The organism is Streptomyces sp. NPDC002328 (assembly GCF_042890065.1).
Taxonomy (GTDB): Bacteria; Actinomycetota; Actinomycetes; order Streptomycetales; family Streptomycetaceae; genus Streptomyces.
This window is the reverse complement of the sequence record NZ_JBIARQ010000014.1, coordinates 103,733-123,854: the sequence shown is the minus strand read 5'-3', so window position 1 is coordinate 123,854 and position 20,122 is coordinate 103,733. Positions and strand designations below refer to the sequence as shown.

Sequence of the window (20,122 nt, the reverse complement as noted above, 5' to 3'; positions counted from 1 at the left end):
TTGATGAAGTTAGCTCTCCGCCGACGAAGCTAGCCGTCCGCGCAGCTGACTGTCAATGTCGAAGTCAGGCCCGTACGATGGCGGTATGGAGTGGCTTGAGGCGAGCACGGAAAACTGCCCCGTCCAGCGCACGCTCGACGTGGTCGGGGAGAAATGGACGTTGCTGATCCTGCGCGACGCCGTCAACGGGGTGCGCCGCTTCGACGACTTCCGCCGCCATATCGGCCTGTCGGAGGCCGTCCTCAGCGACCGGCTCCGCAAGCTGACCTCGGCCGGCATCCTGAAGACCGTCGCCTACCGGGAGCCGGGCAGCCGCTCCCGCAACGAGTACCGGCTGACCCGCAAGGGCTGGGACCTGTGGCCCGTGCTGATGGCGCTGAGCCAATGGGGCGAGGCGTACGCCCTCGACGAACGAGGCCCTGTGCTGGACGTTCGCCACACCGAGTGCGACGCGCCGGTGCGGGTCGTGGTCGCGTGCTCGGGGGAGCATGCCGCGCTGTCTCCGGGCGAGGTCACCGCCCGGCTGGGGCCGGGGGCGCGTCCTCGGTCGTGAGCCCTTCGTCGTCATGGGCGGGCGGACGCGGGGCCGGCGTCGTCATTGACGGGCGGATATGGGGTCGGATTCAGGTGCCCACCGCGGGGGCGCGCAGGACGGGCATCATCGTCTCCACCGCGTCCTGCGCGAGATGGTCGAGGATCAGCCGGTTGACCAGGGCCGGTTGCTCCAGCGGGACCAGGTGGGAGGCCCCGGGGACCACGGCCAGCCGGGCGCCGGGGATCGCGCGGTAGAGGGCGACGGTGTGCTCCAGCGTCATCATGTCGTCGTCGCCGACCATGACGAGGGTGGGCGACCGGACCCGGGCCAGGTCCTCGGGGGTGAGCGTCGGCTGGGTGCGCCACATGTCGAGCACCTTGTCCGCCACCACCGGCCAGTGGTCCGCACCGTCCGGCGTGACAGCCACGTACATCTCCCGGAAGAACTCCATGTCAGGGCTGCCCGGCGTCATCGCGTCGAGCATCGCCGGCTCGGCGAAGCACTCCGGGGCCGGGCGGAAGTTCGCTCCGATCACGACGATCTTGCGGACCAGCTCGGGCCGGGCCACGGCGACCAGCAGCGCCACCACTCCCCCGTCGCTCCAGCCGACCAGATGCGCCGGGCCTCCGACGACCCGTTCCAGGAAGGCCACCGTGTCGTCGGCCATGTCCGTGTACGACAACGGCCCCGCCACGTCGGGGGTGTGCCCGTGCGCGCGCCGCTCCGGCAGGAAGACCCGGTGGGCGGCGGCGAGGTCGGCGCGCTGCGCGCCCCATGTCTCGTTGGGGCTGAAGCCGCCGTGCAGCAGGAGCAGCGGGTCTCCGGTCCCCTCGGTCTCGTACCAGGTCCTGACGCCAGGAAGGTCAGCGTAGTCACCCATCGCCGGTGGCCCTTTCCGGAGTGTGGTCGTCCCGGCCAGTCTCCGCCGGGGGTGGGCTGTCCGCCACATGGGGTCGGGCCGGTCCGGCGCAACCGATGCTCTCGCTCACGCGTCGCACCACACATGGAACGTGAATGGCTCTTCTCCCTCATCCCGCTGGCGATCGGCGTGGTCTTCCTCGGTTTCGGCGTGTACGGACTCCGCCGCGCGAGCGCGCTGCGTCGCACAGGCGTCGTCGCCGAGGGGCGGATCGTCCGCCACGACACCAGCCGGGGCGACGAGGGCGCCAGGTACGTCCACCCGGTCGCGGCGTGGACGACGCGGGACGGCCGCGCGTGCGAGCACGCGTCCAGGTTCGGCCGGGGCGCCGTCGGGGGCGGCTTCGGGGTGGGTTCCCCGGTCATGGTCCGGTACGACCCGCAGGACCCGCGCCGGTTCGCGATCCAGGGCTGGGACACGAGGAAGGCGGACCTGCTGTTCACCGTGCTGGGGGCGGTGCTCACGGCGGGGACGTCGACGGTGTTGCTCGTGCGGGTCCTCACTCTGTGACCGTCCGCCCCCCTGACGTGCGGCGTCGGCGGGTGTTGAGGCGGGCGGCCTGCCGGGTCAGGTGGTCGCGTTCGGCGACGTCGGCGGCTTTCCGGGCGGCCTCCGCGTACAGCAGCGCCGCGGTCGTCAGGTCGCCGTCGCGTTCGTGGAGGTACGCCGACACGGCGGTGTGGCGGGGCAGGGAGTCGTCCAGCTCGGCGAGAGCGGCGAGGCCGGCGCGCGCGCCGTCCGCCTCGCCGACGGCGACCGCGCGGTTGAGGCGGACGACGGGGCTGTCGGTGAGGCGCGCGAGTTCGTCGTACCACTCGACGATCTGCACCCAGTCGGTCTCCTCGGCGGTGGGCGCGTCGGCGTGGAGGGCGGCGATGGCGGCCTGGGCCTGGTACTCGCCCAGCCGGTCGCGGGCGAGGGCGGTCTGGAGGATCCGGACGCCCTCGGCGATCGTGCCGGTGTCCCAGCGGGCGCGGTCCTGCTCGGCGAGCGGGACGAGGCTGCCGTCGGGCGCGGTCCGGGCGGCGCGACGGGCGTGGTGGAGCAGCATGAGGGCGAGCAGGCCCGCGACCTCGGGGTGGTCGATCGCGGCGGCGAGCTGCCGGGTGAGGCGGATGGCCTCGGCGGCGAGGTCGACGTCGCCGGAGTAGCCCTCGTTGAAGACGAGGTAGAGGACGCGCAGCACGGTGGTGACGTCGCCGGGCTGGTCGAACCGCACGCCGGAGACGGTGCGCTTGGCCCGGCTGACCCGCTGCGCCATGGTCGCCTCGGGTACGAGGTAGGCCTGCGCGATCTGGCGGGTGGTGAGCCCGCCGACGGCGCGCAGGGTGAGGGCGACGGCGGACGACGGGGTGAGCGAGGGGTGGGCGCAGAGGAAGTAGAGCTGGAGCGTGTCGTCCGCCGCGGGCGCGGGTCCGGGCGGCGGCTCGTCGTCGACCAGGTCCTCGCGTCGGCGGCGGGCGGCGTCCGCGCGGGTCGTGTCGAGGAACTTGCGCCAGGCGACGGTGATCAGCCAGCCCTTCGCGTCCCGCGGCGGGTCGGCCGGCCAGACGCGGACGGCCTCGACGAGCGCGTCCTGCACGGCGTCCTCGGCCGCCGCGAAGTCGGCTCCGCGGCGGACGAGGACGGCGAGCACGCCCGGCGTGAGGCTCCGGATCAGGGCCTCGTTCACCTCAGTGGCACTCCGTGATGGTGGGCGACGCGGCCAGGAACGGGCGCAGCTCAAGCCACTCGTGGATCGGCTTGCCACCCGCCCCGGGGGCGGCCGACAGTTCCCCGGCGAGTTCGACGGCGCGGTCGTAGCTGTCGACGTCGATCACCATCCAGCCGGCGATGAGGTCCTTGGTCTCGGCGAACGGCCCGTCGGTGACCGGCGGACGCCCCTCACCGTCGAACCGGACCCATGTCCCCTCGGGAGCGAGCGCCTGCCCGTCGACGAACTCGCCGGTCCCCTCCAGCCGGGCGGCGAAGTCGTTCATGTACCGCACGTGCGCGGAGATCTCCTCCGGCGTCCACTGGTCCATGGGCACGTCGTTGACCGCGGCCGGCGCGCCTCGGTAGTGCTTGAGCAGCAGGTACTTGGCCATGGTGCGTCTCCTCGATCCTGATGCGACCCATTGTGGCCGCGTTCACAGCGGGGACGGAGCTGGGCACGGGTTCTCGACATGAGCGGCGGAAGTTTCTTCGCCGCCGGGCGGAAGTCGTCGTGCGGGTGACGAGCCCCGGATCAGTGCAGGTCTGCCTGGAAGGCGTGACGGTGGTCGGCGGGGCAGGTGAAGATGCGCAGATCTCCCCATCGGCCGACGACCACGGCGGTCTCCCAGTCACTGGCCACGGTGAACAGGAGCGTCATGGCCGTACCGCAGTCACCACAGGCGAAGACTCTGGGTTGCGTCAGGTGCCAGGTTGGCCAGCCGCCGAGTTTCCAGCCGGCGAGGCGGGTGATGACGTCACCCCCGTCGCCGGTCTCGCGGACCAATTCATCCAGCCGGGGGCGAAGTTCCGCGGGCAGCTCCTCACGGAAAGGGAAGTCGGTCACATGCTCGATCGTGATGGCGCACGTCTGGGGCAGGTAGCTGTCCTCGTCATACCGCGAGGGTGCCGGCGGGGTCGTCAAGTGGCTGGTCACATCAGCGGCCCGACGCCACCGAACCTCAAGCACAGGGCTGACATCGGCCTGCTGGGCCGGAGGATCCCAGTGTTCATTGGGACACCAAAGGATCTGCAAGAGATCGATACCGGCGGGCCACCAGGGCCCTGGCGCGTCCCGCCGGAAGATCTGCGCGACCGGCACCATGGCCGTGGCAGGTATGCCGGCAGGGCTGCTCTCGTCGGGCGACGAGCACTCGGGCCACGGTTCGTCACTCGGCCACAGCAGTGGTCCGGCGATCGAACTGCTCCGGCAGTCCGGCTCTGCCCGCTTGGGATGGAGTACGGCTGCGTCGCGTGCGTGGGGAGCGAGTTCGGGAAGCGCGTCGAGTATCGCTTCGGTCGTCGGTCTGAGAGTGCGGGTCATCGTGCCTTCCAGCCACCTGGTCGTAGATCGCTCGCAGCGTATCGGCCGACTGTGACAGCCGTTCCGGGTTGAGGGCCGGGATCCTCTGGGGCGCGTCGACTGCCGATCCGTGTGATCAGCTGTGCCGCCCGCCGCTGATCCAGGACGGTCGGTAAGGCAGCCCAGGTGGCGGCGGACTCCGCGGCGAACGCCGGCCTCGACCCGGCCCCGGTGGGGACGTCCGGCACGGTGACCGGATCATCGCTGACGGCTACGTTGGGGTGTACGGCGGCCGGTTCGGGCGGCGATACGGCGTACGGAGGGGGCGGGGATGAAGCGGCTCGGGGGACTTGGTGCGGCGGTGGGTGCCGGTGTGGTGGCGCTGCTGCTTGCGGGGTGCAGTGTTCCGACGGACTACAGCGAGATCGTCACGTTCACCGACGAGCACGGGCGCGTGTGCACCGCGGCGGTGGTCGTCGATCAGGAGCAGAACGAGGGCGACGACTACGAAGTCACCAGCCTCGACTGCGAGTACCCGCCGCAAGGCGCGACTCCCGGGCCCACCCGCTACGTTCCCCTGCCCCAGCGGGACGGGAACTGACCGACTCCGCCTGATCAACGACGTCTCACGCACACCGCCGGTCGTCCCCTGGCCGGCGGTGTGCGCACGCCTGCCGTCATGCCGAGCAGCCGCCCCTTCCTGGACACATCTTGCCCGACGGTCGACCTAGGGGTCTATAGTGCTAGGCAACTAGGTAAATGGAGGAACAGGTGATTGAGTTCCACCTGAACGGCCGGTCCGGGCTGTCTCCGTATCAGCAGTTGGTCCAGCAGGTGCGGCATGCGCTGCGGCTGGGGCTGTTGAAGGAGGGGGACAGGCTGCCGACGGTCAAGGACGTGGCCAAGCAGATGGCGGTCAACCCGAACACGGTGCTCAAGGCGTATCGGGAGTTGGAGCACGACGGCCTGGTGGCCGCCCGTCCCGGTGTCGGGACGTTCGTGACCCGGACGTTGGCCGACGGCACGCTCGCCGCGCACGGGCCGTTGCGCAAGGAGTTGCAGCGCTGGCTCACCAAGGCCCGTCTGGCCGGGCTCGACGAGGAAAGCATCGAGGCGCTGTTCGTGAACACGTTTCGCGGTACCGCAGGAGAGGACGTAGCGTGAGCACCGTCTTACGAGCCCAGGGACTGGGCAAGAAGTACAAGCAGCGTTGGGCGTTGCAGCACTGCGACCTGGACGTCCCGGCCGGCCGGGTGGTGGGGCTGGTCGGCCCCAACGGGGCAGGCAAGTCAACGTTGTTGAACCTGGCGTCCGGCATGCTCACCCCGACGGCCGGTGTCATCGAGGTGTGCGGCGGCCGTCCCGCCGCAAGTGTGGAGCAGCTGGCCAAGGTCGGCTTCGTCGCCCAGAACACCCCCAGTTACGCCGCGTTGAGCGTCGCCGACCACCTCGACCTCGGCAAGCGCCTCAACCCGAATTGGGACGACGGGCTGGCGCGGGACCGGATCCGTCGCCTCGGTCTGGATCCCCAGCAGCGGGCCGGCAAGCTGTCCGGCGGCCAGCGGGCGCAGCTCGCTCTCACCCTGGGCGTCGCCAAGCGCCCGCAGCTGCTCATCCTGGACGAGCCGGTCGCCGCCCTGGACCCGCTCGCCCGGCGGGAGTTCATGCAGGACCTGATGGAGGCCGTCGCCGAGCACGAGCTGAGTGTCATCCTCTCCTCCCACCTGGTCTCCGACGTCGAGCGGTCCTGCGACTACGTCATCGTGCTGGTCGACTCCCGGGTGCAGGTGGCGGGCGACATCGACGACCTGGTCGCCTGCCACCACCGGCTCACCGGCCCGCGCCGCGACCCGGACACCCTCCCGGCCGGTCAGCACGTCATCACCGCCAGCCACACCGAGCGGCAGACCACCCTCATGGTGCGCACCGACACCGCGGTCCACGATCCGTCGTGGACCGTCGTCCCGGTCGGCCTGGAGGACATCGTCCTGGCATACATGACCCGGCCCGCCGACGCGGCTCGTGACACCCGGCCCGCACTGGAGGTACTGCGATGATCTGGCTGACGTGGCGTCAGTTCCGTACCCAGGCCGCCGTGTTGTTCGCCGCGGTGGCCGCTCTCGCCGCCACCCTCGCGGTCACCGGCCCGCAGTTGGCCGACCTGTACCGGACCGCCGGCAGCAGCCTGGTGGACCGGCTCTCCAGTTCGGACCAGACCCTCTACTACACCGGACTACTGGTGGTGCTCGCCGTGCCGGCGGTCATCGGGATGTTCTGGGGCGCGCCGCTGATCTCCCGTGAACTGGAGAGCGGCACCCACTATCTCGCGTGGAACCAGGGGGTCACCCGCACCCGCTGGCTGGCGACCAAGCTGGGCCTCGGTGCGACGGCCTCCATGACCGCCGCCGGAGTGGCCGCCCTCGCGGTGAGCTGGTGGAGCAGTCCCGTCGACCGGGCCGTCAACAGCGGTGGATCGACGGACACTTACTTCCCTCGGCTCGACCCCGTGGCCTTCGCCGCACGGGGCGTCGTCCCCATGGCCTACGCCGCCTTCGCCTTCGTCCTGGGCGTCGCCCTCGGGCTCGTCATCCGCCGCACCCTGCCCGCGATGGCGACCACGCTCGCCGCGTACATCGCCGCGCAGATCGCGGTGCCGTTGTGGATCCGGCCGCACCTGGCCGCCGCGGACCGGACCACCGTGCCGATCGTGCCCGACGGCCCCCCGATCAGCGTCCAGGAGGGCGCCAAGGAGATCGTCGTGCACCTCGACAAGCCCGGCGCGTGGCTCACCTCCCAGCAGACCCTGACCGCCGCCGGTCAGCCGACCACCGTGCCGTCGTCCTTCGCCGACTGCCTCCGAGTCGACTCCGGCCCGCCCTCCTTGCAACAGTTCGAAGGCTGCCTCGCCGACCTCGGCGCCCTGGGCTACCGGCAACAGGTGACGTACCAGCCCGCCGGCAACTTCTGGGCTCTGCAATGGGCCGAGACCGGGCTCTACCTCGGCGTCGCCCTGACCCTGACCGGCTTCTGCGCCTGGTGGATCCGCCGCAGACTGACCTGACGGACACCGGTCCCACTACGCGCTGCGGGAGTGCTGGGCGGTGGCGGCGGTGAGGGCGGTGACCAGCCGTCGGGCACGGACACGGAAGGCTTCGTCACCGCCGATGACGCGGTCTTCCACTCCCGAACGGATGACCCGCCTGTCGCCGTCGGTGAGAGCGGCCAGTCGGCGCAGGCGGTCAGGGGACAGGGCGGCGGCGCCGAGTGCCTCCAGGGCGTCCAGCGCGCCCGTCGGGTCGGCTTCCCGCTCGGCGGACCGAAGTGCGGTCTCGGCGAGTGCCGTGTGGTCCAGCGAGGCGGGTTCGGCCACGGCCGTGAGGGCCAGGATCGCGGCGGGGGCCTGTTCCGGATCGTCGAGCACGGCTTCGAGGCGGGCGGTGAGCGGGCGCCCGGCCGGGCCGAGCAGCGCCGCGACTCTCGCGGCCCGCACGACGGACCACCGGGACCACTGGTTGCGCTCGGCCCGCGCGAAGACGGAGTCCAGAGCGGCGACCACCGCGGGGGCGTCCTGCGTGACGCGCCACAGAGCCTCGGCGAGTGCCGTGTCCACATCCAACGCGGGCGTGGTCGTGTCGCCGCCCGTACCGCCGAGCGCGGCGCGCAGGGCGGGGGCCAGTGCTTTCGCTCCGGACCCGAGCGCAGCGACAGCTGTCGCGGCGGCCTGCCTGGCCCGGTCGCCGTCACGCCGAAGCGCTTGTTCGAGCAGGTCGATCAGGGGGCGGGCGTCGTCCGTGAGGTCGTACAGGCCCTGTGCGACCGGAATGCTCCCCTTCTCCGCTGCCGCCCTCAAGGCCCGTTCCGCACGGGCGCGTTCGTCGGGGGCGGCGGCGCGGGCGATGGCTGCGATCGCCCGGGCGGCCTGGCTCGGGAAGTGCACGAGCGTGTCGTAGAGATCAGGCAGCGCCGGTGTGGCTCGGGCGCCCCACCCGACCAGGAGCCGAGTGAGCTGTCCCGGCTCATTGCCGCTCAGGGCCCCGGGCTGGGCGAGGCGGTGCCGGATCGCGCCGAGAAGTCGGGCGTCGAACGGGAACGTGGAGTCCGCCGGGGCCAGGAAACCGGCAGCGGCGTCGAGGGCCCTGGGCCGTCGGCCGAGTCCGTCGGCCAGCAACGGCGCGGCCTGCGCCGGTGCGAGGAGGACGAGGGCGGACAGCGCGCGGTCCGCGTGGTCATCGGTCTGCTCCGGGTCACGGCCGGCGAGTGGGAGGAGAATCTCCGCGGCCGGTGCGGCCACGGCTCCCAGCCGGCCGAGGAGCGATGCCATGGCGACGACGGCTTCCTCGTCGACGGCCGCCGCGCGAAGGCCGTCCAGCAGCCGCCGCGGAGCGCTGCGGGAGAGCATGCAGGCGCGGTCGGCCGCCCACAGGGCTTCGGACCGCACCTCGGCGCGGTCGTCCCGCAGGGCCGCGTCGAGGAGCGCGAACACCGCCTCCCGATCAGCCTCGCGGCCCCCATCGCGATCCGCATCGTGAGCCCTCGTCAGCAGCATCTCCACGACGGCCGCGAGCGGCTCGTTGCGGTCGAGGTCGAGGCTGTCTCCTTGCGACGCCTCGGCGGGCAGGAGGGACAGCATCGTCGTCTGGTGCACCTCGGTCCAGGGCAGATCGGCGTCGAGACAGGCGAAGACGGCAGCCATGCGCACCGCAGCCGGCTGGGACGACGCCAGAACCGGGCCGGCTGTGTCGGCACCGGCCGCTCGGTCGAGCCGGGAGATCCCGGCGAGGATCTCCGAACGCACCAGCGGATCGGCCTCCGACTCCCAGCGCTGCCTAAGGGCGGGGAGCACGCGCGCGGTCGCACGAGTGTGGGACACCGCCCAGACGGCGGTGCGGCGAACCTGGGTCTCCGCATCGTCCAACAGGGGCAACAGCAGCGGAAGTTGACCGGCCACAGCGTCGCGTACCGCGCCCGGTGCCACCCCGTGCTCGTCCTCGCTCTCGGCCATGCCTCCGAGCAGCGTCAGCACGCCCGCCGTGCGGTGGCCTGCCGCCGCGATCCTGGCCAGGAACGGCACCGCTTCCGCACTGGCGGCGTAGACCGTCCCCTGGTGCAGCACGCTGCCGTACAACTCCGACAAGGCGTCGTCCGCCTCATCGACATCAGCATCACCATCGACATCGACATCGACATCGACATCGACCAGAGCCCGCAACAGATCGGGCAGGTCCTCGGCGGGTCCGTAGGCATGACTGAAGGAGGACCAGGGGTGCGCGTCCAGACCGTCGAGCGGGTGTACGAAGTTCATGAGAGGCATCGTGCCAGCAGGGTCTGACACCCGAACCGTCCCCGTGGTCGTCTCGCCCGGCCTGCTCTGCTGCTGGTTGGATGCGGGCATGTCGCGGTGCGCGGTGGGCTGTTCGAAGGGCGGAGGATGGTATGGCCGAGCATGAGATCGAGGATCTGGTCGCGGACTCCGTTCGTGTGCTTGACGTTCGCTGCGGGGACGGCGACCCGCGTGTTCGGGACTGGTTCGGGGTTCTGTACGGGTTTCAGGGTGGGTACGACTGTTCGTTCACGCACTTTCGGGTGATGGACGTTCTGTTGCGGCGCGGGTACACCTACCGTTTTCCGGTGGATCGGCACCCTGACCATGCCGAGCGGGCCCCCTACTTCGACGGGTTGACCGGGTTCACCGTGCTGCGCACGTTCGATGAGGGCGCGCCCGACTTCGACGGCTACGGGTCGTGGCTCGAAGACGGTTATGTGCAGCCGCCGTTCCTGTACTGCGACGCCGGCACCGCGCTGTGGCGGCGGATGGTCGACGCCGGTCGACTCCACGGTCCCGACGCCGTGCCGCTCGGCCGCGCCCGGCTGATCGACGTGGTCCGCGAGGTCGCCGTCGCCGCCGAGAAGGAGGGGGACCGTGAGCTGATAGGCCAGTGGTACGCGTTCGGCTGCGAGACCCTTGTCGGCGGACCTGCGGGCTGCCCCTTCGACGTCGCGGAACTCGCCGAGATGCCTGCCGTGCGGGAGCTGCGTGCCGTGGTTCGCCGGACCGATGCCCTGCCCGTCGCGCGACGGTCGCCCTACGCGGCTCACGTGGAGTTCGCCGACGCCGAGGAGCTCGAAACCTGGTGGTGGGAGCTGTAGTTCAGGGGCGGTCGCCGTCGTGTGTGAGTGCCGGCAGGGCCAGTTCCTTGCGGGCTTCCTCGATCCAGCGCAGGACGCCGTGCGAGTCGGTGCTCTCGGCCGCCTCCGTCGCCTCGGCGAGCAGCGCCGCCGCGTCGTCCCGCCGCCCCTGTTGCGCGGCCAGGTAGGCCAGCCCGATCAGGTTCGCCGCCACGCCGGGGAGGAAGCCCGTCTCCCGGCGCAGGCGTGTGGACTCCTCGAAGCGGGCACGGGCCTCGTCGAGGCGGCCGGCCATGTGGTCGGCGAAGCCGAGGTGCCGCAGCGCGTAGGACGCCGTCAGCCGGTCGTCGGCCCGGGTGGCGAGGTCCAGGGCGCGGGTGAAGGCGGGCACGGCGGTCTCGGTGTCGTCGCGGACCACTTGGTGGAAGGCGCCGACCCAGAACACGGCTTCGCCCTCGCCCCGCACGTCACCGAGCCGGCCGTACAACTCCGCCGCACGCTCGAAGAGTTCCAGCTCCCGGGCGTCCTCGACCCGATCCTCCAGGAACCGGGCGTGGATCACCCGTCCGCGAGCCAACACGAGGTCCGCCTCGACCTCGTCCAGACAATGGTCGGCCGCCGCCAACGCACTGCTGTCACCTCCGAACACGGCACGTTCGTAGAGGAGTTGGGCTCGCTCGATTCGCTCGTCGGCAGTCATGCCGCGATCGTATGTCCTGCCCCGCGGGCATACGACCGACCGCGCTCTGGCCCCGCGGGCGGTCACGTCGGGGGGCCGAGGCGCTTCGCCAGGAAGGGTTCCCGGCTGAGGACGGCGCCCACGGTGACGCTGACGGTGATCGCGACGCACACCACGATCAGCCAGGACAGCAGGACGAAGACCGTGCCCGCGGAACCGTAGTCGGCCAGGGCCCGGTCGAGCGCCCGGGGCATGTAGAACTGCGCGGTGAGGGACACGGCGGTGACCGAGACCGCCGTGATGACGGCGCCGGGCAGGAGCGGGCCCCAGCGGAAAGGCCCGCCCAGCAGGAGGTGCTGCGTCCACCACCACAGAACCGTCTGGGTGACGAGGGTGATCGGTACGCCGAGCCACGCCCCGAGGCCGAACCCGTCGCGCAGCGGCCCCTGGACGAGCAGGAAAGCGAGCCAGAGGAGGATCCAGGCCAGCCACCGCCAAGGCGCGATGCGCGTCTCCGACCGGGGGATCGCCCAGGCCCGTCTGCACAGCCGCTGCATGGCGCGGCTCACGGCGGTCGCCGACAGCAGCACCATCAGTCCGCCCACCAGGCCGGTGGCCTGTTGGAGTTCCTCGTTCGGGGGCTGGAAGGCCTGCTCCAACTGGGCTTTCACGTCCCCCGTCAGGCCGAAGACGTCGCTCACCGACGCGACGAGCTGCTCCTGCACCGCCGTCGGTGCGTACGCGCCGATGACGAAGAGCAACGGCACGGCGGTCAGGAAGCACTGGGCCGCGAGGCGGGTGGCGGAGTCGAAGATGTTCACCGCCACCATCCGGTCCACGATCTGCGTGATCACCGGGAGCCGGGTCTCCAGACGGTGGTGGAGGGCTTTGGCCCGGGCGGCCAGGTCCCGGGTCCGGACACGCCACCAGGACGGGCGCAACACGCGCGTCGCGCGCCGTACGCGGGCTCCGGAGGCGGCGGGCCGACGGCGTGCGCCGGGGCCGGGGGCGCGCCTCGTCGCGTCGGAGGTGGAGGGCAGGCCGGAAGCGCGGTCGTGCGGACGGCCGGAGAGTCGGCCGTCCGGGGGGCGTCGGCCGTTCCCGGCCTTCTCGGGCTGCATCAGCCGCCCACGGGGGTGATGCCCGAGCACCACGACCGCGCCCCGGCCGCCGCCGACGACGGAAGCCGTACAGGAGTCTCCATCGAGTCGCTCCGATCCCCTGTTCAGGCCGTCTGTCCAGGTCCTCTGTCCATGTCCTCTGTCCAAGTCCTCTCCCCAGGGTGCGGGAAGGTGCGGCCCTCGGCACCCGGCGGTCCGCCCCACGCCCGCACCCACAGCCACGCCCGCCCATGCCCACGCCCACGTCGGCGACGGCACGGAGACGGCTCAGAGATGCGGTGGGTCACCCCCGTGCTTAGGCTCGACTCGTCGGTGCACGACGGGATATCGCCATGGTCTTCGACCTGCTGCTCATCGCTCTCGTCATCACCCTGGACCCGCTTCCCCTGATGGCTTTCGTGCTGGTCGTGGCATCGCCGCGGGGTGTGTGGAAGGGGCTCGCCTTCATTCTCGGGTGGCTGGCGTGCTTCGTCGTGGTGATCGCCCTGGTGCTGTCGCTGACCGGCGGCCAGCCGCCACCGCCGAGGTCGCCGCCGTCCACGGCGGTCCTGTCGCTGAAGCTCGCGATCGGCGTGGGGCTGGTCCTCTACGGGGCGTACCGGCATCGCCGGCCCGTCCCGGACCGGGTGTCGGTCGGGGCCGCCGCGGCGGAGCCTTCGCGTCCCGGCTCCACCGGATCGGAGCCCTCCCCCGACGTCGCGCGTGCGCATCGCGGTTCCCTCGGCTCGGCGGCGGGACTGGCCATGCTCCTTCAGCCGTGGGGACTGGTGGCCGCGGGCGCCGTGACCATCGTCGAGGCGGACGCCTCCCACTTGTCGACCTGGCTGGTGCTCTTCGCCTTCTGCGTGCTGGCCACGGCGAGTCTGATCGCCGCCGAGCTGTACGTGGTGTTCGCGCCGGACGCGGCACAGCAACGGCTGCTCGCGCTGCGCACGTGGATGGAGAGCCGCGAAGAGCAGGCCATCGTGGTGGGCAGTCTCATCGTCGGCCTGTGGCTGACCGGGAAGAGCATCTACGAGCTGACCGGGTGACGTACCCGGTCACCGTCCCGGTCCCGCCGCCCAGTGGTCCCGCCGCCCGGTGGAGTGGGCGTGCCGGGCGGAACAGACCTGGCGGTGGGCCGCCTCAGGGCCGCTGCCCCCACGCCATCGCCATGCCCGGCCCGAGTTCGGCGAGTTCCGGTGAGGCCAGGTACGCCATCGCCTCGTCGAGAACATCGGCGTGGCCCGGGCCGGCCGCCTCCAACTCGGGCCGCATCCGGCTCCACGTCTCCGACCAGAAGCGGGCCGCGGGACCGCCCGCTACCAGGGGCGGGCAGTACAACTCGGCGGCGACCTCGCGCAGCCCCTCGTCCCTCAGGAAGTGCGGGTACGCCGGTACGGAGGAGATGTCGGTGCCGATCGTCGACTTCAGCGTCCGCCACATGGCGTCCATGGTGCGCCGGTAGGCGGAGGAGGCGTCCAGGACGTCGGGCACGTCGACGGCGTCGCCGAGCACCAGCCAGCCGCCCGGCTCGAGCCAGCCGGCGAGCCGTGAGATCAGCCGACGGCGGTCGGGCAGGTGCATCAGGACGAACCGGGCGTGGATCAGGTCGAAGCCGCCCGGGCTCAGGGTCTCGTCCGTGAGATCGGCGGCGAGCGGGCGCAGCCGGGGACCGGCGAGCGCGGCCAGGGCTCCGGTGTCGCGGTCCAGAGCGACCACTTCCTCGACGCCCGCCTCCTCCACCAGCCAGCGCGCCACGGTTCCGGTCCCGGCCCCGACCTCCAGGCAGCGCCGGCCCGGCCCCGCGCCCAGCGCCCGGAGGCGGCGGGTGGTGACGGGGTCGTAGACCGCGGCGGCGGCGTCGATCCGCTCGCCCTCCCCCGGGCGTTCCGGCTCGAACAGATCCTCACCGTATCTACCGCCGCCGCCGACACCGACTTCGCCGCTGCTGACGCCGCCACCCTTGACTCCGGAAGCAGTGCCGGCCCGGGTCTCGCCCTGAGAACGCGGAGCTGTCATGTCCGAGGCCTCCTTCGCCGCCTCTGTGGCCTCGTGCGGCTCTCATGGCGGCGGATCATTCGAGGCCGCGCCAGATGTTGTCGAACGCGGCCTGTTCGATCCCCCGCCGTTGCCGTACGGCTTCCAGCTCCAGCAGCGCGTCGTGGACGGCGGCCAGCACGGTCTCCGCGTCCTCGGAGTCGACGTACGATGCGTCCGATGTGGCCGATGCGCCGGCTGCGCTGGAGGCACCCCGTGTGCCCGACGCGCCCTGGGCGGGCCGGTGACCGATGCCGACCTCCTCCGCGAGGGTGCGGAGGACCGGTTCGGCCGAAGCCGCGCGCTCCGTCGCGTGACGACGGGACGGAGAGTCCGCCAAAGCCCACCGCCCCTTCCGGAGGGGATTTTTCCCCTGCCGCACGACGAGTTCCTCCGCCTCGAAGGCGGCCAGGTACGTCTGCGCCAGGTTCTCTCCGCGACGCCACAGGAAGTCGCCCACCGGCTCGAACGGTTCGGCCGTCGCCAGTGAGGCCGCGGCCTCCTCCAGGAGGCGATCCGTGGGCGTAGGCCCGTAAGTGCCGGCCACGATGCGACCGTCGTCGAGCCGGACGGCCGCAGTGGTCAGCAGGTCGATCAGCTCGGCTCCGGCGAGCGCGAGCGACAGGTCGCCCGTGGGCACAGGGTCGCCGCCGGCCTCGGCGTCGAGGGCGGCGATCAGCAGATCCCGCGGCGTCGTCATGAGGAGCCTCGCATCCGCGGTCGGTGTCCTCGTCGAAGACCTCGATCATCGACGCAGCCTCCCTCAGGCTAGTCCCGCGCGCGGTGCCCGTCCTGTCGGGCGGACAGCGGCGTCGTCCTGCCGACGATCCGGCGGCGGTCAGGACCGCCTCACCGAATGCCGGTACCGGTGCGATCCGCTTCGGGCCGGGAGGCGGCGGCGTCGGAGGGCGGGATCAACTCTGGGGCGGCGGGCGGAATCGACTCCGGGTCGGCGGGCGGACGGCCGTCCGCGGGTGCTCGTGGCCGGCCGCCGGGCAGCACACCGCGTGCGGACTTCAATGCACGGGCCAGCAGATGCGAGTGCCCGGCGGCGATGGGGCCGAGGACGGCGAGGATGAGGACATAGCTGGCTATGAACGGGGCGAGGCGGTCGTCGAGTCCCGCGCCGGCGGCCATGGAGGCCAGGATCAGCGCGAACTCGCCGCGGCCCAGGAGCGTGGTGGCGATGTCGGCGGTGGGCTGGGCGCCGTAGCCGTAGAGGCGGGCCGCGAAGAGTCCTGCGGCCACGTTCATGACGATGGTGAGGGCCACCGCGGCGGTGACGGGTCCGGCGACGGTGACGAGGTCGGCGGGGTCGATGGCCAGTCCGAAGGCGAAGAAGAAGATCGCGGCGAAGGCGTCGCGCAGCGGATGCACCAGTTCGCGGATCCGTGGCCCGGAAGGGGTCCCGGCGAAGATCAGGCCGACCATGAAGGCGCCGATGGCGTCGACCACCCCGAGGACCTCGGAGACGCCGGCGACGAGGATCGCCGCGCCGAGGAAGCTGATGACCAGCAGCTCGTTGTCCCGTACCGCGATCAGACGCCCGATCAGACGGGTTCCGTAGCGGGCCGCGACGGCCAGCGCCATCAGGAAGGCGAACGCCTTGGCCGCCTGGAGGACCGTTTCGGTGATGCCGTGCGCGCCGCTGATGACGGGCTGGAGGGCGGCGAGGTACAGGGCGAGGAAGATGTCCTCGACGACGGTGACACCCAGGATGAGCCGGGTCTCGGGGCGTGAGAGTCGGCCGAGGTCGACGAGGATCTTGGTGACGATCGCGGACGAGGAGATGCCGAGGACACCGGAGAGGACCAGGGCCTCGCGTGCTCCCCAGCCCAGGGCGAAGCCGAATCCCAGGCCCGCGCCGACGTTCAGCAGCAAGTAGACGCCGCCGACGGCCGGCAGTCGCCTCCCACCGCTGCGGAGGTCGTCGAGGTGAAACTCCAGGCCGAGATAGAACAGCAGGAGCACCAGGCCGAGCGCGGAGAGCATCTCGAAGTCGTGCGGATCCTCGACCAGGACCAGGCCGGGGGTGTGGGGGCCGAGCAGGATGCCGGCGAGCATGAAGAGGGGGATCGTCGGCAGCCCGATCCGGCTGCCGAGGCGGGCGAGGACGGCGGCGGCCAGGAAGGCGCCGCCCATGGCGAGCAGGGTGTCAGCATGTCCCACGGGTCACCGCCTTCCGCAGCGGGGTGGGCATGACGTGCGGTGTGGGACGGAAGTGGATGCGTCCTCCTGCGGGTTGGGGTTGCCTGTCGGGTGTCGCTGGGTGTCACCGGGTGGCGCGGCCGTCGTCAGCGGCGGTGGTGCCCGTCGTCGTCGGGACGACGGGCCTGCGGGGGTAATGGCAGGCCGCGGCGATCCGGGGTGCGCCGGTCCGAAGCACGTCGATCCGGCGCGCGCCGGTCCGAAGTGCGGGCGGGCGGCGGTGTGGTGAGCAGATGTGTCGCCATGCCGGCCGTGACGAGGCCCGAGGCGAGGAGCAGACCCTGCGGGAGCGTCACGCCGACGATCAGCATCGCCGCGGCGAGGACCAGCAGCGCCCAGCCGGGCCCACGCCGTCGCGGTCTGCGGGACGAGCGCGGCCGGCGTGGGCGGCCGGTGTCCAGACCGCGGGGAAAGCGCGGGGCGCTTCTCTTCGTCGTCGGTTCGAGATCGTTCAAGGGGTCGGCGCCAGGGTGGGCCATGCCTCCTCCTTCCGGAGACCGGCAGTTGGGGTCCATGCCACCATCACACGGCGGGGCACGGCCTCACATCGGGCGCGTCACCCATTTTCGGAGGGGTGAGACCCCCATGTCCGGCCCGTCCCACGGGCGTCGTCCCCTAAGGGCAGCCACACCCTCCGCTCAGGGCAGCAGCGCCTCTCACCTGTCCATGAGCCCCGCTCACCCCTCGCCGTGCGCCTTCATCACCACCTTGTTGAGCGCCCACAGCGCGATGCCGATGGCCAGCAGCACGCCCGCCCGGATGTAGACGTCGGCGGGCCGTTCGGACAGCGGGCTGGCCAGGATCAGACAGGTGATCGCGCCGAGCACGGGGAGCGCCGTCGGCGTGCGGAAGTGGGGGTGCTCGACATGGTCGCGGCGCAGGACGAGGACGGCGACGTTGACGACGGCGAAGACGCACAGGAGGAGGAAGGCCGTGGTGTCGCCGAGGCCCGCGATCTCGCCGGTGGACACCAGGCCGATGGCGAGGACGGAGACGAAGACGATGCCGACGACCGGGGTGCGGCGGTTCGGGAGGACGCGGCCCAGGGCGCGGGGCAGGATGCGTTCGTTCGCCATGCCGTAGCACAGGCGGGACGCCATCATGATGTTGATCAGGGCCGAGTTGGTGACGGCGAACAGGGCGATCAGCGCGAAGAGTTTGGGCGGGAAGTCGAGCCCGCCGGCCTTGACGACCTCCAGCAGCGGGCCGCTGGACTCCTCCAGTACGCGGTAGTCGACGAGCAGCGAGCAGATCAGGGCGATGAGGACGTAGAGGGTGCCGGTGACGGCGACGCCGGTGAAGATGGCGCGCGGGAAGGTCCGTGCCGGATCCTTGGTCTCCTCGGCCATGTTGACGGAGTCCTCGAAGCCCACGAAGGCGAAGAAGCCGAGGGCTGTAGCGCCCAGCACGCTGGTGAGGAGGGCGAAGCCGGCGCCCTCCGCCTGGAACTCGCCGAGCCGGGAGGGTTCGCCCTCGCCGGTCAGGACCGCCCAGGCACCGATCGCGAGGATGACGAACAGGCCGGTCAGTTCGACCAGGGTGAGGACGACGTTGGTCTTCACGGACTCCGACACGCCCCGCAGATTCAGGGCCGCCAGGGCGAGGATGAACAGGATCGCAACGAGAGTGGGCGGGAGGAAGTCCGTGAACTCGCCGAGGTAGTCGCCGCTGAAGGCCCGGGCCGCCGCGCTCGCCGAGGACAGGCCCGAGCACATCACCATGAAGGCGATGATGAACGTGAGGAACGGGACGTTGAACGCCTTCTGGGTGTAGAGCGCGGCTCCGGCCGCCCGCGGGTACTTGCCGACGAGTTCGACGTAGGAGGCTGCGGTCAGGACGGCCACGACGAACCCGATGACGAACGGCAGCCAGAGCGCGCCGCCGACCTTCCCGGCGACCTGACCGGTGGTGGCGTAGATGCCGGTGCCGAGGATGTCGCCGATCACGAACAGGATCAGCAGCTTCGGGCCGATGGCGCGCTTCAGCGGGGTGTGGTCCCCGTCCCCCGCCGTGGCGGTGGCGTCCGTTCCGGTTGTGGGCACGACGGCTCCCCTCGGGGCGTTCCGCACTGAACAGGACTCCGCCTGCACGGACAGGACTGTGCCTGCCCGGCGGCCGGGTGAGTGATGCCTCGGCGTACTGCAATCGGTCGCAGGTATCTCGGTCGCAAGTATCAGCGTGCGTCGGTGCGGGGAGGCCCGCAGCCGCTGAGCCGGGGACTCCTGTCCCGGGGAGCGTCAGCCGGCCACGCAGAACTCGTTGCCGTCCGGGTCCTGAAGGACGGTCCAGGTGAGGGGGCCCGCGGAGTGTTCACCGACGACGGTGGCCCCCGAGTCCACCAGTCGGCTCACCTCGGCGTGCCGGTCCTCGGTGTGGAAGTCGATATGGAGCCGGTTCTTGCCCTGTCTGGGCTCGGGCACCTTCTGGAAGCCGAGGACCAGCGGCTCCGCCCCGACGATGACGAACTCGCCGTCGAAGTCCTGGGCGATGTCCGCGTCCAACGTCTTGGCCCACCAGGCGGCGAGGCGGCGGGGGTCGGCACAGTCAACAGTGATCATCTTCGCGTCCAAGGTCATGCGGACCACCTTAGCTAGGACGCGGTGGCGTGGAGGGAGCCGAGCAGGGTCAGCGCCTCGGCGTCGGCGCTGCCGGGTTCGGCCTGGTAGACGACGAGTTGCTGGCCGGGGGCGTCGCGGACGTCGAAGGCCTGGTAGGTGAGGGTCATGGGGCCGACGTCCGGGTGGCGCAGATGTTTGGCGTCCTGGGTCTTGCCCAGGACGGCGTGGGAGTTCCACAGCCGGGTGAAGTCCGGGCCGGATCCGGTGAGGGCTTCGACGAGTTCCCGCAGTCGCGGGCTGTCGGGGTCGAGGCCGGTCGCTTGGCGCAGATGGCCCACGACGGCCTGCGCGGTGCTGCTCCACCGGGTGTAGAACTGGCGTCCGGCCGGGTCGAGGAAGGTCATGCGGGCGAGGTTGTGGGGCGGCTCGAAGGGTGCGTGGAGGGCTTCGGCCAGGGCGTTGGACGCCAGGATGTCCAGGGCCGGGTTGATGACGTACGCCGGGGCGTGCGGGTAGCCGTCCAGGAGCCGGCGGAGGGCGGGGGTGACCCGGTCCGTGGTGGGGGTGTGGGTGTTCTCCGGGGTGGTTCCGGCGAGTCGGTGCAGGTGGGCGTGGGCGTCGGGGTCCAGTCGCAGGGCGCGGCCGAGCGCGTCGATCATCTGGGCCGAGGGGTGGCGTTCGCGGCCCTGTTCCAGGCGGGCGTAGTAGTCCGCGTTCACTCCGGCCAGGACGGCGACCTCCTCGCGGCGCAGTCCGCTGACCCGGCGCACGCCGTAGCTCGCGATGCCGACGTCCTGCGGCCGCAGGGCCGCCCTGCGTGCGCGCAGGAACTCTCCCAGGTGGTTGTCGGTCATGTCCCCACGCTAGTGGGCCGGGGGCGGGGGCTGCCTGGGTGTGGCGCACCCAGGGAGAAGACGTCGTGGCAGGCGAGGTCGGCGCCGCCCAGACTCGGTCGGACAGGC

At 71.6% G+C, this 20,122-nt stretch carries 22 protein-coding genes; 8 read left to right on the top strand and 14 right to left on the bottom strand.

The genetic code is table 11. The features are described 5' to 3' along the window. Positions 1 to 85: 85 nt before the first annotated feature. On the top strand, positions 86 to 553 hold the full coding sequence (locus tag ACFYX4_RS29570) for a winged helix-turn-helix transcriptional regulator (protein WP_389339685.1): 468 nt from the start codon (positions 86 to 88) through the stop codon (positions 551 to 553). A gap of 70 nt (positions 554 to 623) precedes the next feature. Here ACFYX4_RS29570 and ACFYX4_RS29565 read toward each other — a convergent pair whose 3' ends face one another. After that, on the bottom strand, positions 624 to 1,415 hold the full coding sequence (locus tag ACFYX4_RS29565; protein WP_389339683.1) for an alpha/beta fold hydrolase: 792 nt from the start codon (positions 1,413 to 1,415) through the stop codon (positions 624 to 626). A 123-nt stretch (positions 1,416 to 1,538) separates the two neighbouring features. Between ACFYX4_RS29565 and ACFYX4_RS29560 the strand changes: the two genes are divergently transcribed. Further along, complete coding sequence (locus tag ACFYX4_RS29560; protein WP_389339681.1) at positions 1,539 to 1,964, top strand: DUF3592 domain-containing protein; 426 nt, start codon at positions 1,539 to 1,541, stop codon at positions 1,962 to 1,964. On the opposite strand, the gene ACFYX4_RS29555 is transcribed toward ACFYX4_RS29560, so the two are convergent. The 3 genes from ACFYX4_RS29555 to ACFYX4_RS29545 all read right to left on the bottom strand — a co-directional run bounded on the left by ACFYX4_RS29555 (position 1,954) and on the right by ACFYX4_RS29545 (position 4,470). Further along, positions 1,954 to 3,126, bottom strand: coding sequence for an RNA polymerase sigma factor (locus ACFYX4_RS29555; RefSeq protein WP_389339679.1), 1,173 nt, complete (start codon positions 3,124 to 3,126; stop codon positions 1,954 to 1,956). The genes ACFYX4_RS29560 and ACFYX4_RS29555 overlap by 11 nt on opposite strands. Before the next feature lies 1 nt (position 3,127). Then, the gene (locus ACFYX4_RS29550; protein WP_389339677.1) at positions 3,128 to 3,541 is read right to left on the bottom strand and encodes a YciI family protein; all 414 of its coding nucleotides are present in this window, start codon (positions 3,539 to 3,541) and stop codon (positions 3,128 to 3,130) included. 140 nt (positions 3,542 to 3,681) lie between these two features. Next, positions 3,682 to 4,470, bottom strand: a complete 789-nt coding sequence (locus ACFYX4_RS29545) for a hypothetical protein (RefSeq protein WP_389339675.1) — start codon at positions 4,468 to 4,470, stop codon at positions 3,682 to 3,684. A 310-nt stretch (positions 4,471 to 4,780) separates the two neighbouring features. Here ACFYX4_RS29545 and ACFYX4_RS29540 point away from each other — a divergent pair, with 310 nt between their 5' ends. The 4 genes from ACFYX4_RS29540 to ACFYX4_RS29525 all read left to right on the top strand — a co-directional run bounded on the left by ACFYX4_RS29540 (position 4,781) and on the right by ACFYX4_RS29525 (position 7,510). Next, the gene (locus ACFYX4_RS29540) at positions 4,781 to 5,050 is read left to right on the top strand and encodes a hypothetical protein (RefSeq protein ID WP_389339673.1); all 270 of its coding nucleotides are present in this window, start codon (positions 4,781 to 4,783) and stop codon (positions 5,048 to 5,050) included. Between the two features lie 158 nt (positions 5,051 to 5,208). Continuing rightward, positions 5,209 to 5,613 (top strand): GntR family transcriptional regulator, encoded by a 405-nt coding sequence (locus tag ACFYX4_RS29535; RefSeq protein WP_389339671.1) that lies wholly within the window; start codon positions 5,209 to 5,211, stop codon positions 5,611 to 5,613. After that, positions 5,610 to 6,506 carry an ABC transporter ATP-binding protein gene (locus ACFYX4_RS29530; protein WP_389339669.1) on the top strand — a complete coding sequence of 299 codons (897 nt, stop codon included), beginning with the start codon at positions 5,610 to 5,612 and terminating at the stop codon, positions 6,504 to 6,506. Before ACFYX4_RS29535 ends, ACFYX4_RS29530 begins: the two co-directional genes overlap by 4 nt. Then, positions 6,503 to 7,510, top strand: a complete 1,008-nt coding sequence (locus tag ACFYX4_RS29525; protein WP_389339667.1) for a transporter — start codon at positions 6,503 to 6,505, stop codon at positions 7,508 to 7,510. The genes ACFYX4_RS29530 and ACFYX4_RS29525 overlap by 4 nt, the downstream gene beginning before the upstream one ends. A gap of 15 nt (positions 7,511 to 7,525) precedes the next feature. On the opposite strand, the gene ACFYX4_RS29520 is transcribed toward ACFYX4_RS29525, so the two are convergent. Beyond that, entirely contained in the window at positions 7,526 to 9,751 is a 2,226-nt protein-coding gene (locus ACFYX4_RS29520; RefSeq protein ID WP_389339665.1) for a HEAT repeat domain-containing protein, read from the bottom strand. Positions 9,752 to 9,882: 131 nt separating this feature from the next. Between ACFYX4_RS29520 and ACFYX4_RS29515 the strand changes: the two genes are divergently transcribed. Then, the gene (locus tag ACFYX4_RS29515; RefSeq protein WP_389339663.1) at positions 9,883 to 10,596 is read left to right on the top strand and encodes a hypothetical protein; all 714 of its coding nucleotides are present in this window, start codon (positions 9,883 to 9,885) and stop codon (positions 10,594 to 10,596) included. A 1-nt stretch (position 10,597) separates the two neighbouring features. On the opposite strand, the gene ACFYX4_RS29510 is transcribed toward ACFYX4_RS29515, so the two are convergent. Together ACFYX4_RS29510 and ACFYX4_RS29505 are read right to left on the bottom strand one after the other, a co-directional pair. Next, positions 10,598 to 11,275 carry a tetratricopeptide repeat protein gene (locus ACFYX4_RS29510; protein ID WP_389339661.1) on the bottom strand — a complete coding sequence of 226 codons (678 nt, stop codon included), beginning with the start codon at positions 11,273 to 11,275 and terminating at the stop codon, positions 10,598 to 10,600. A 62-nt stretch (positions 11,276 to 11,337) separates the two neighbouring features. Further along, positions 11,338 to 12,375, bottom strand: a complete 1,038-nt coding sequence (locus tag ACFYX4_RS29505) for a YhjD/YihY/BrkB family envelope integrity protein (RefSeq protein ID WP_389339659.1) — start codon at positions 12,373 to 12,375, stop codon at positions 11,338 to 11,340. A 332-nt stretch (positions 12,376 to 12,707) separates the two neighbouring features. On the opposite strand from ACFYX4_RS29505, the gene ACFYX4_RS29500 reads away from it, so the two are divergent. Then, on the top strand, positions 12,708 to 13,406 hold the full coding sequence (locus tag ACFYX4_RS29500; RefSeq protein ID WP_389339657.1) for a GAP family protein: 699 nt from the start codon (positions 12,708 to 12,710) through the stop codon (positions 13,404 to 13,406). Positions 13,407 to 13,500: 94 nt separating this feature from the next. Here ACFYX4_RS29500 and ACFYX4_RS29495 read toward each other — a convergent pair whose 3' ends face one another. The 7 genes from ACFYX4_RS29495 to ACFYX4_RS29465 all read right to left on the bottom strand — a co-directional run bounded on the left by ACFYX4_RS29495 (position 13,501) and on the right by ACFYX4_RS29465 (position 20,014). After that, positions 13,501 to 14,376 carry a methyltransferase domain-containing protein gene (locus tag ACFYX4_RS29495; RefSeq protein WP_389339655.1) on the bottom strand — a complete coding sequence of 292 codons (876 nt, stop codon included), beginning with the start codon at positions 14,374 to 14,376 and terminating at the stop codon, positions 13,501 to 13,503. Between the two features lie 55 nt (positions 14,377 to 14,431). Further along, positions 14,432 to 15,094 (bottom strand): GPP34 family phosphoprotein, encoded by a 663-nt coding sequence (locus ACFYX4_RS29490; RefSeq protein ID WP_389339653.1) that lies wholly within the window; start codon positions 15,092 to 15,094, stop codon positions 14,432 to 14,434. A 149-nt stretch (positions 15,095 to 15,243) separates the two neighbouring features. Next, entirely contained in the window at positions 15,244 to 16,563 is a 1,320-nt protein-coding gene (locus tag ACFYX4_RS29485) for a cation:proton antiporter (RefSeq protein WP_389339651.1), read from the bottom strand. Positions 16,564 to 16,688: 125 nt separating this feature from the next. Then, on the bottom strand, positions 16,689 to 17,081 hold the full coding sequence (locus tag ACFYX4_RS29480) for a DUF3040 domain-containing protein (RefSeq protein ID WP_389339649.1): 393 nt from the start codon (positions 17,079 to 17,081) through the stop codon (positions 16,689 to 16,691). Positions 17,082 to 17,279: 198 nt separating this feature from the next. Next, a complete protein-coding gene (locus ACFYX4_RS29475; protein WP_389339647.1) occupies positions 17,280 to 18,644 on the bottom strand; it encodes an APC family permease in 1,365 nt (454 codons plus the stop codon). 195 nt (positions 18,645 to 18,839) lie between these two features. Then, positions 18,840 to 19,178: a VOC family protein gene (locus ACFYX4_RS29470; RefSeq protein WP_389339645.1), complete on the bottom strand. Its 339-nt coding sequence runs from the start codon at positions 19,176 to 19,178 to the stop codon at positions 18,840 to 18,842. A gap of 14 nt (positions 19,179 to 19,192) precedes the next feature. Next, positions 19,193 to 20,014 carry a helix-turn-helix transcriptional regulator gene (locus ACFYX4_RS29465; protein ID WP_389339643.1) on the bottom strand — a complete coding sequence of 274 codons (822 nt, stop codon included), beginning with the start codon at positions 20,012 to 20,014 and terminating at the stop codon, positions 19,193 to 19,195. Positions 20,015 to 20,122 lie beyond the last annotated feature (108 nt).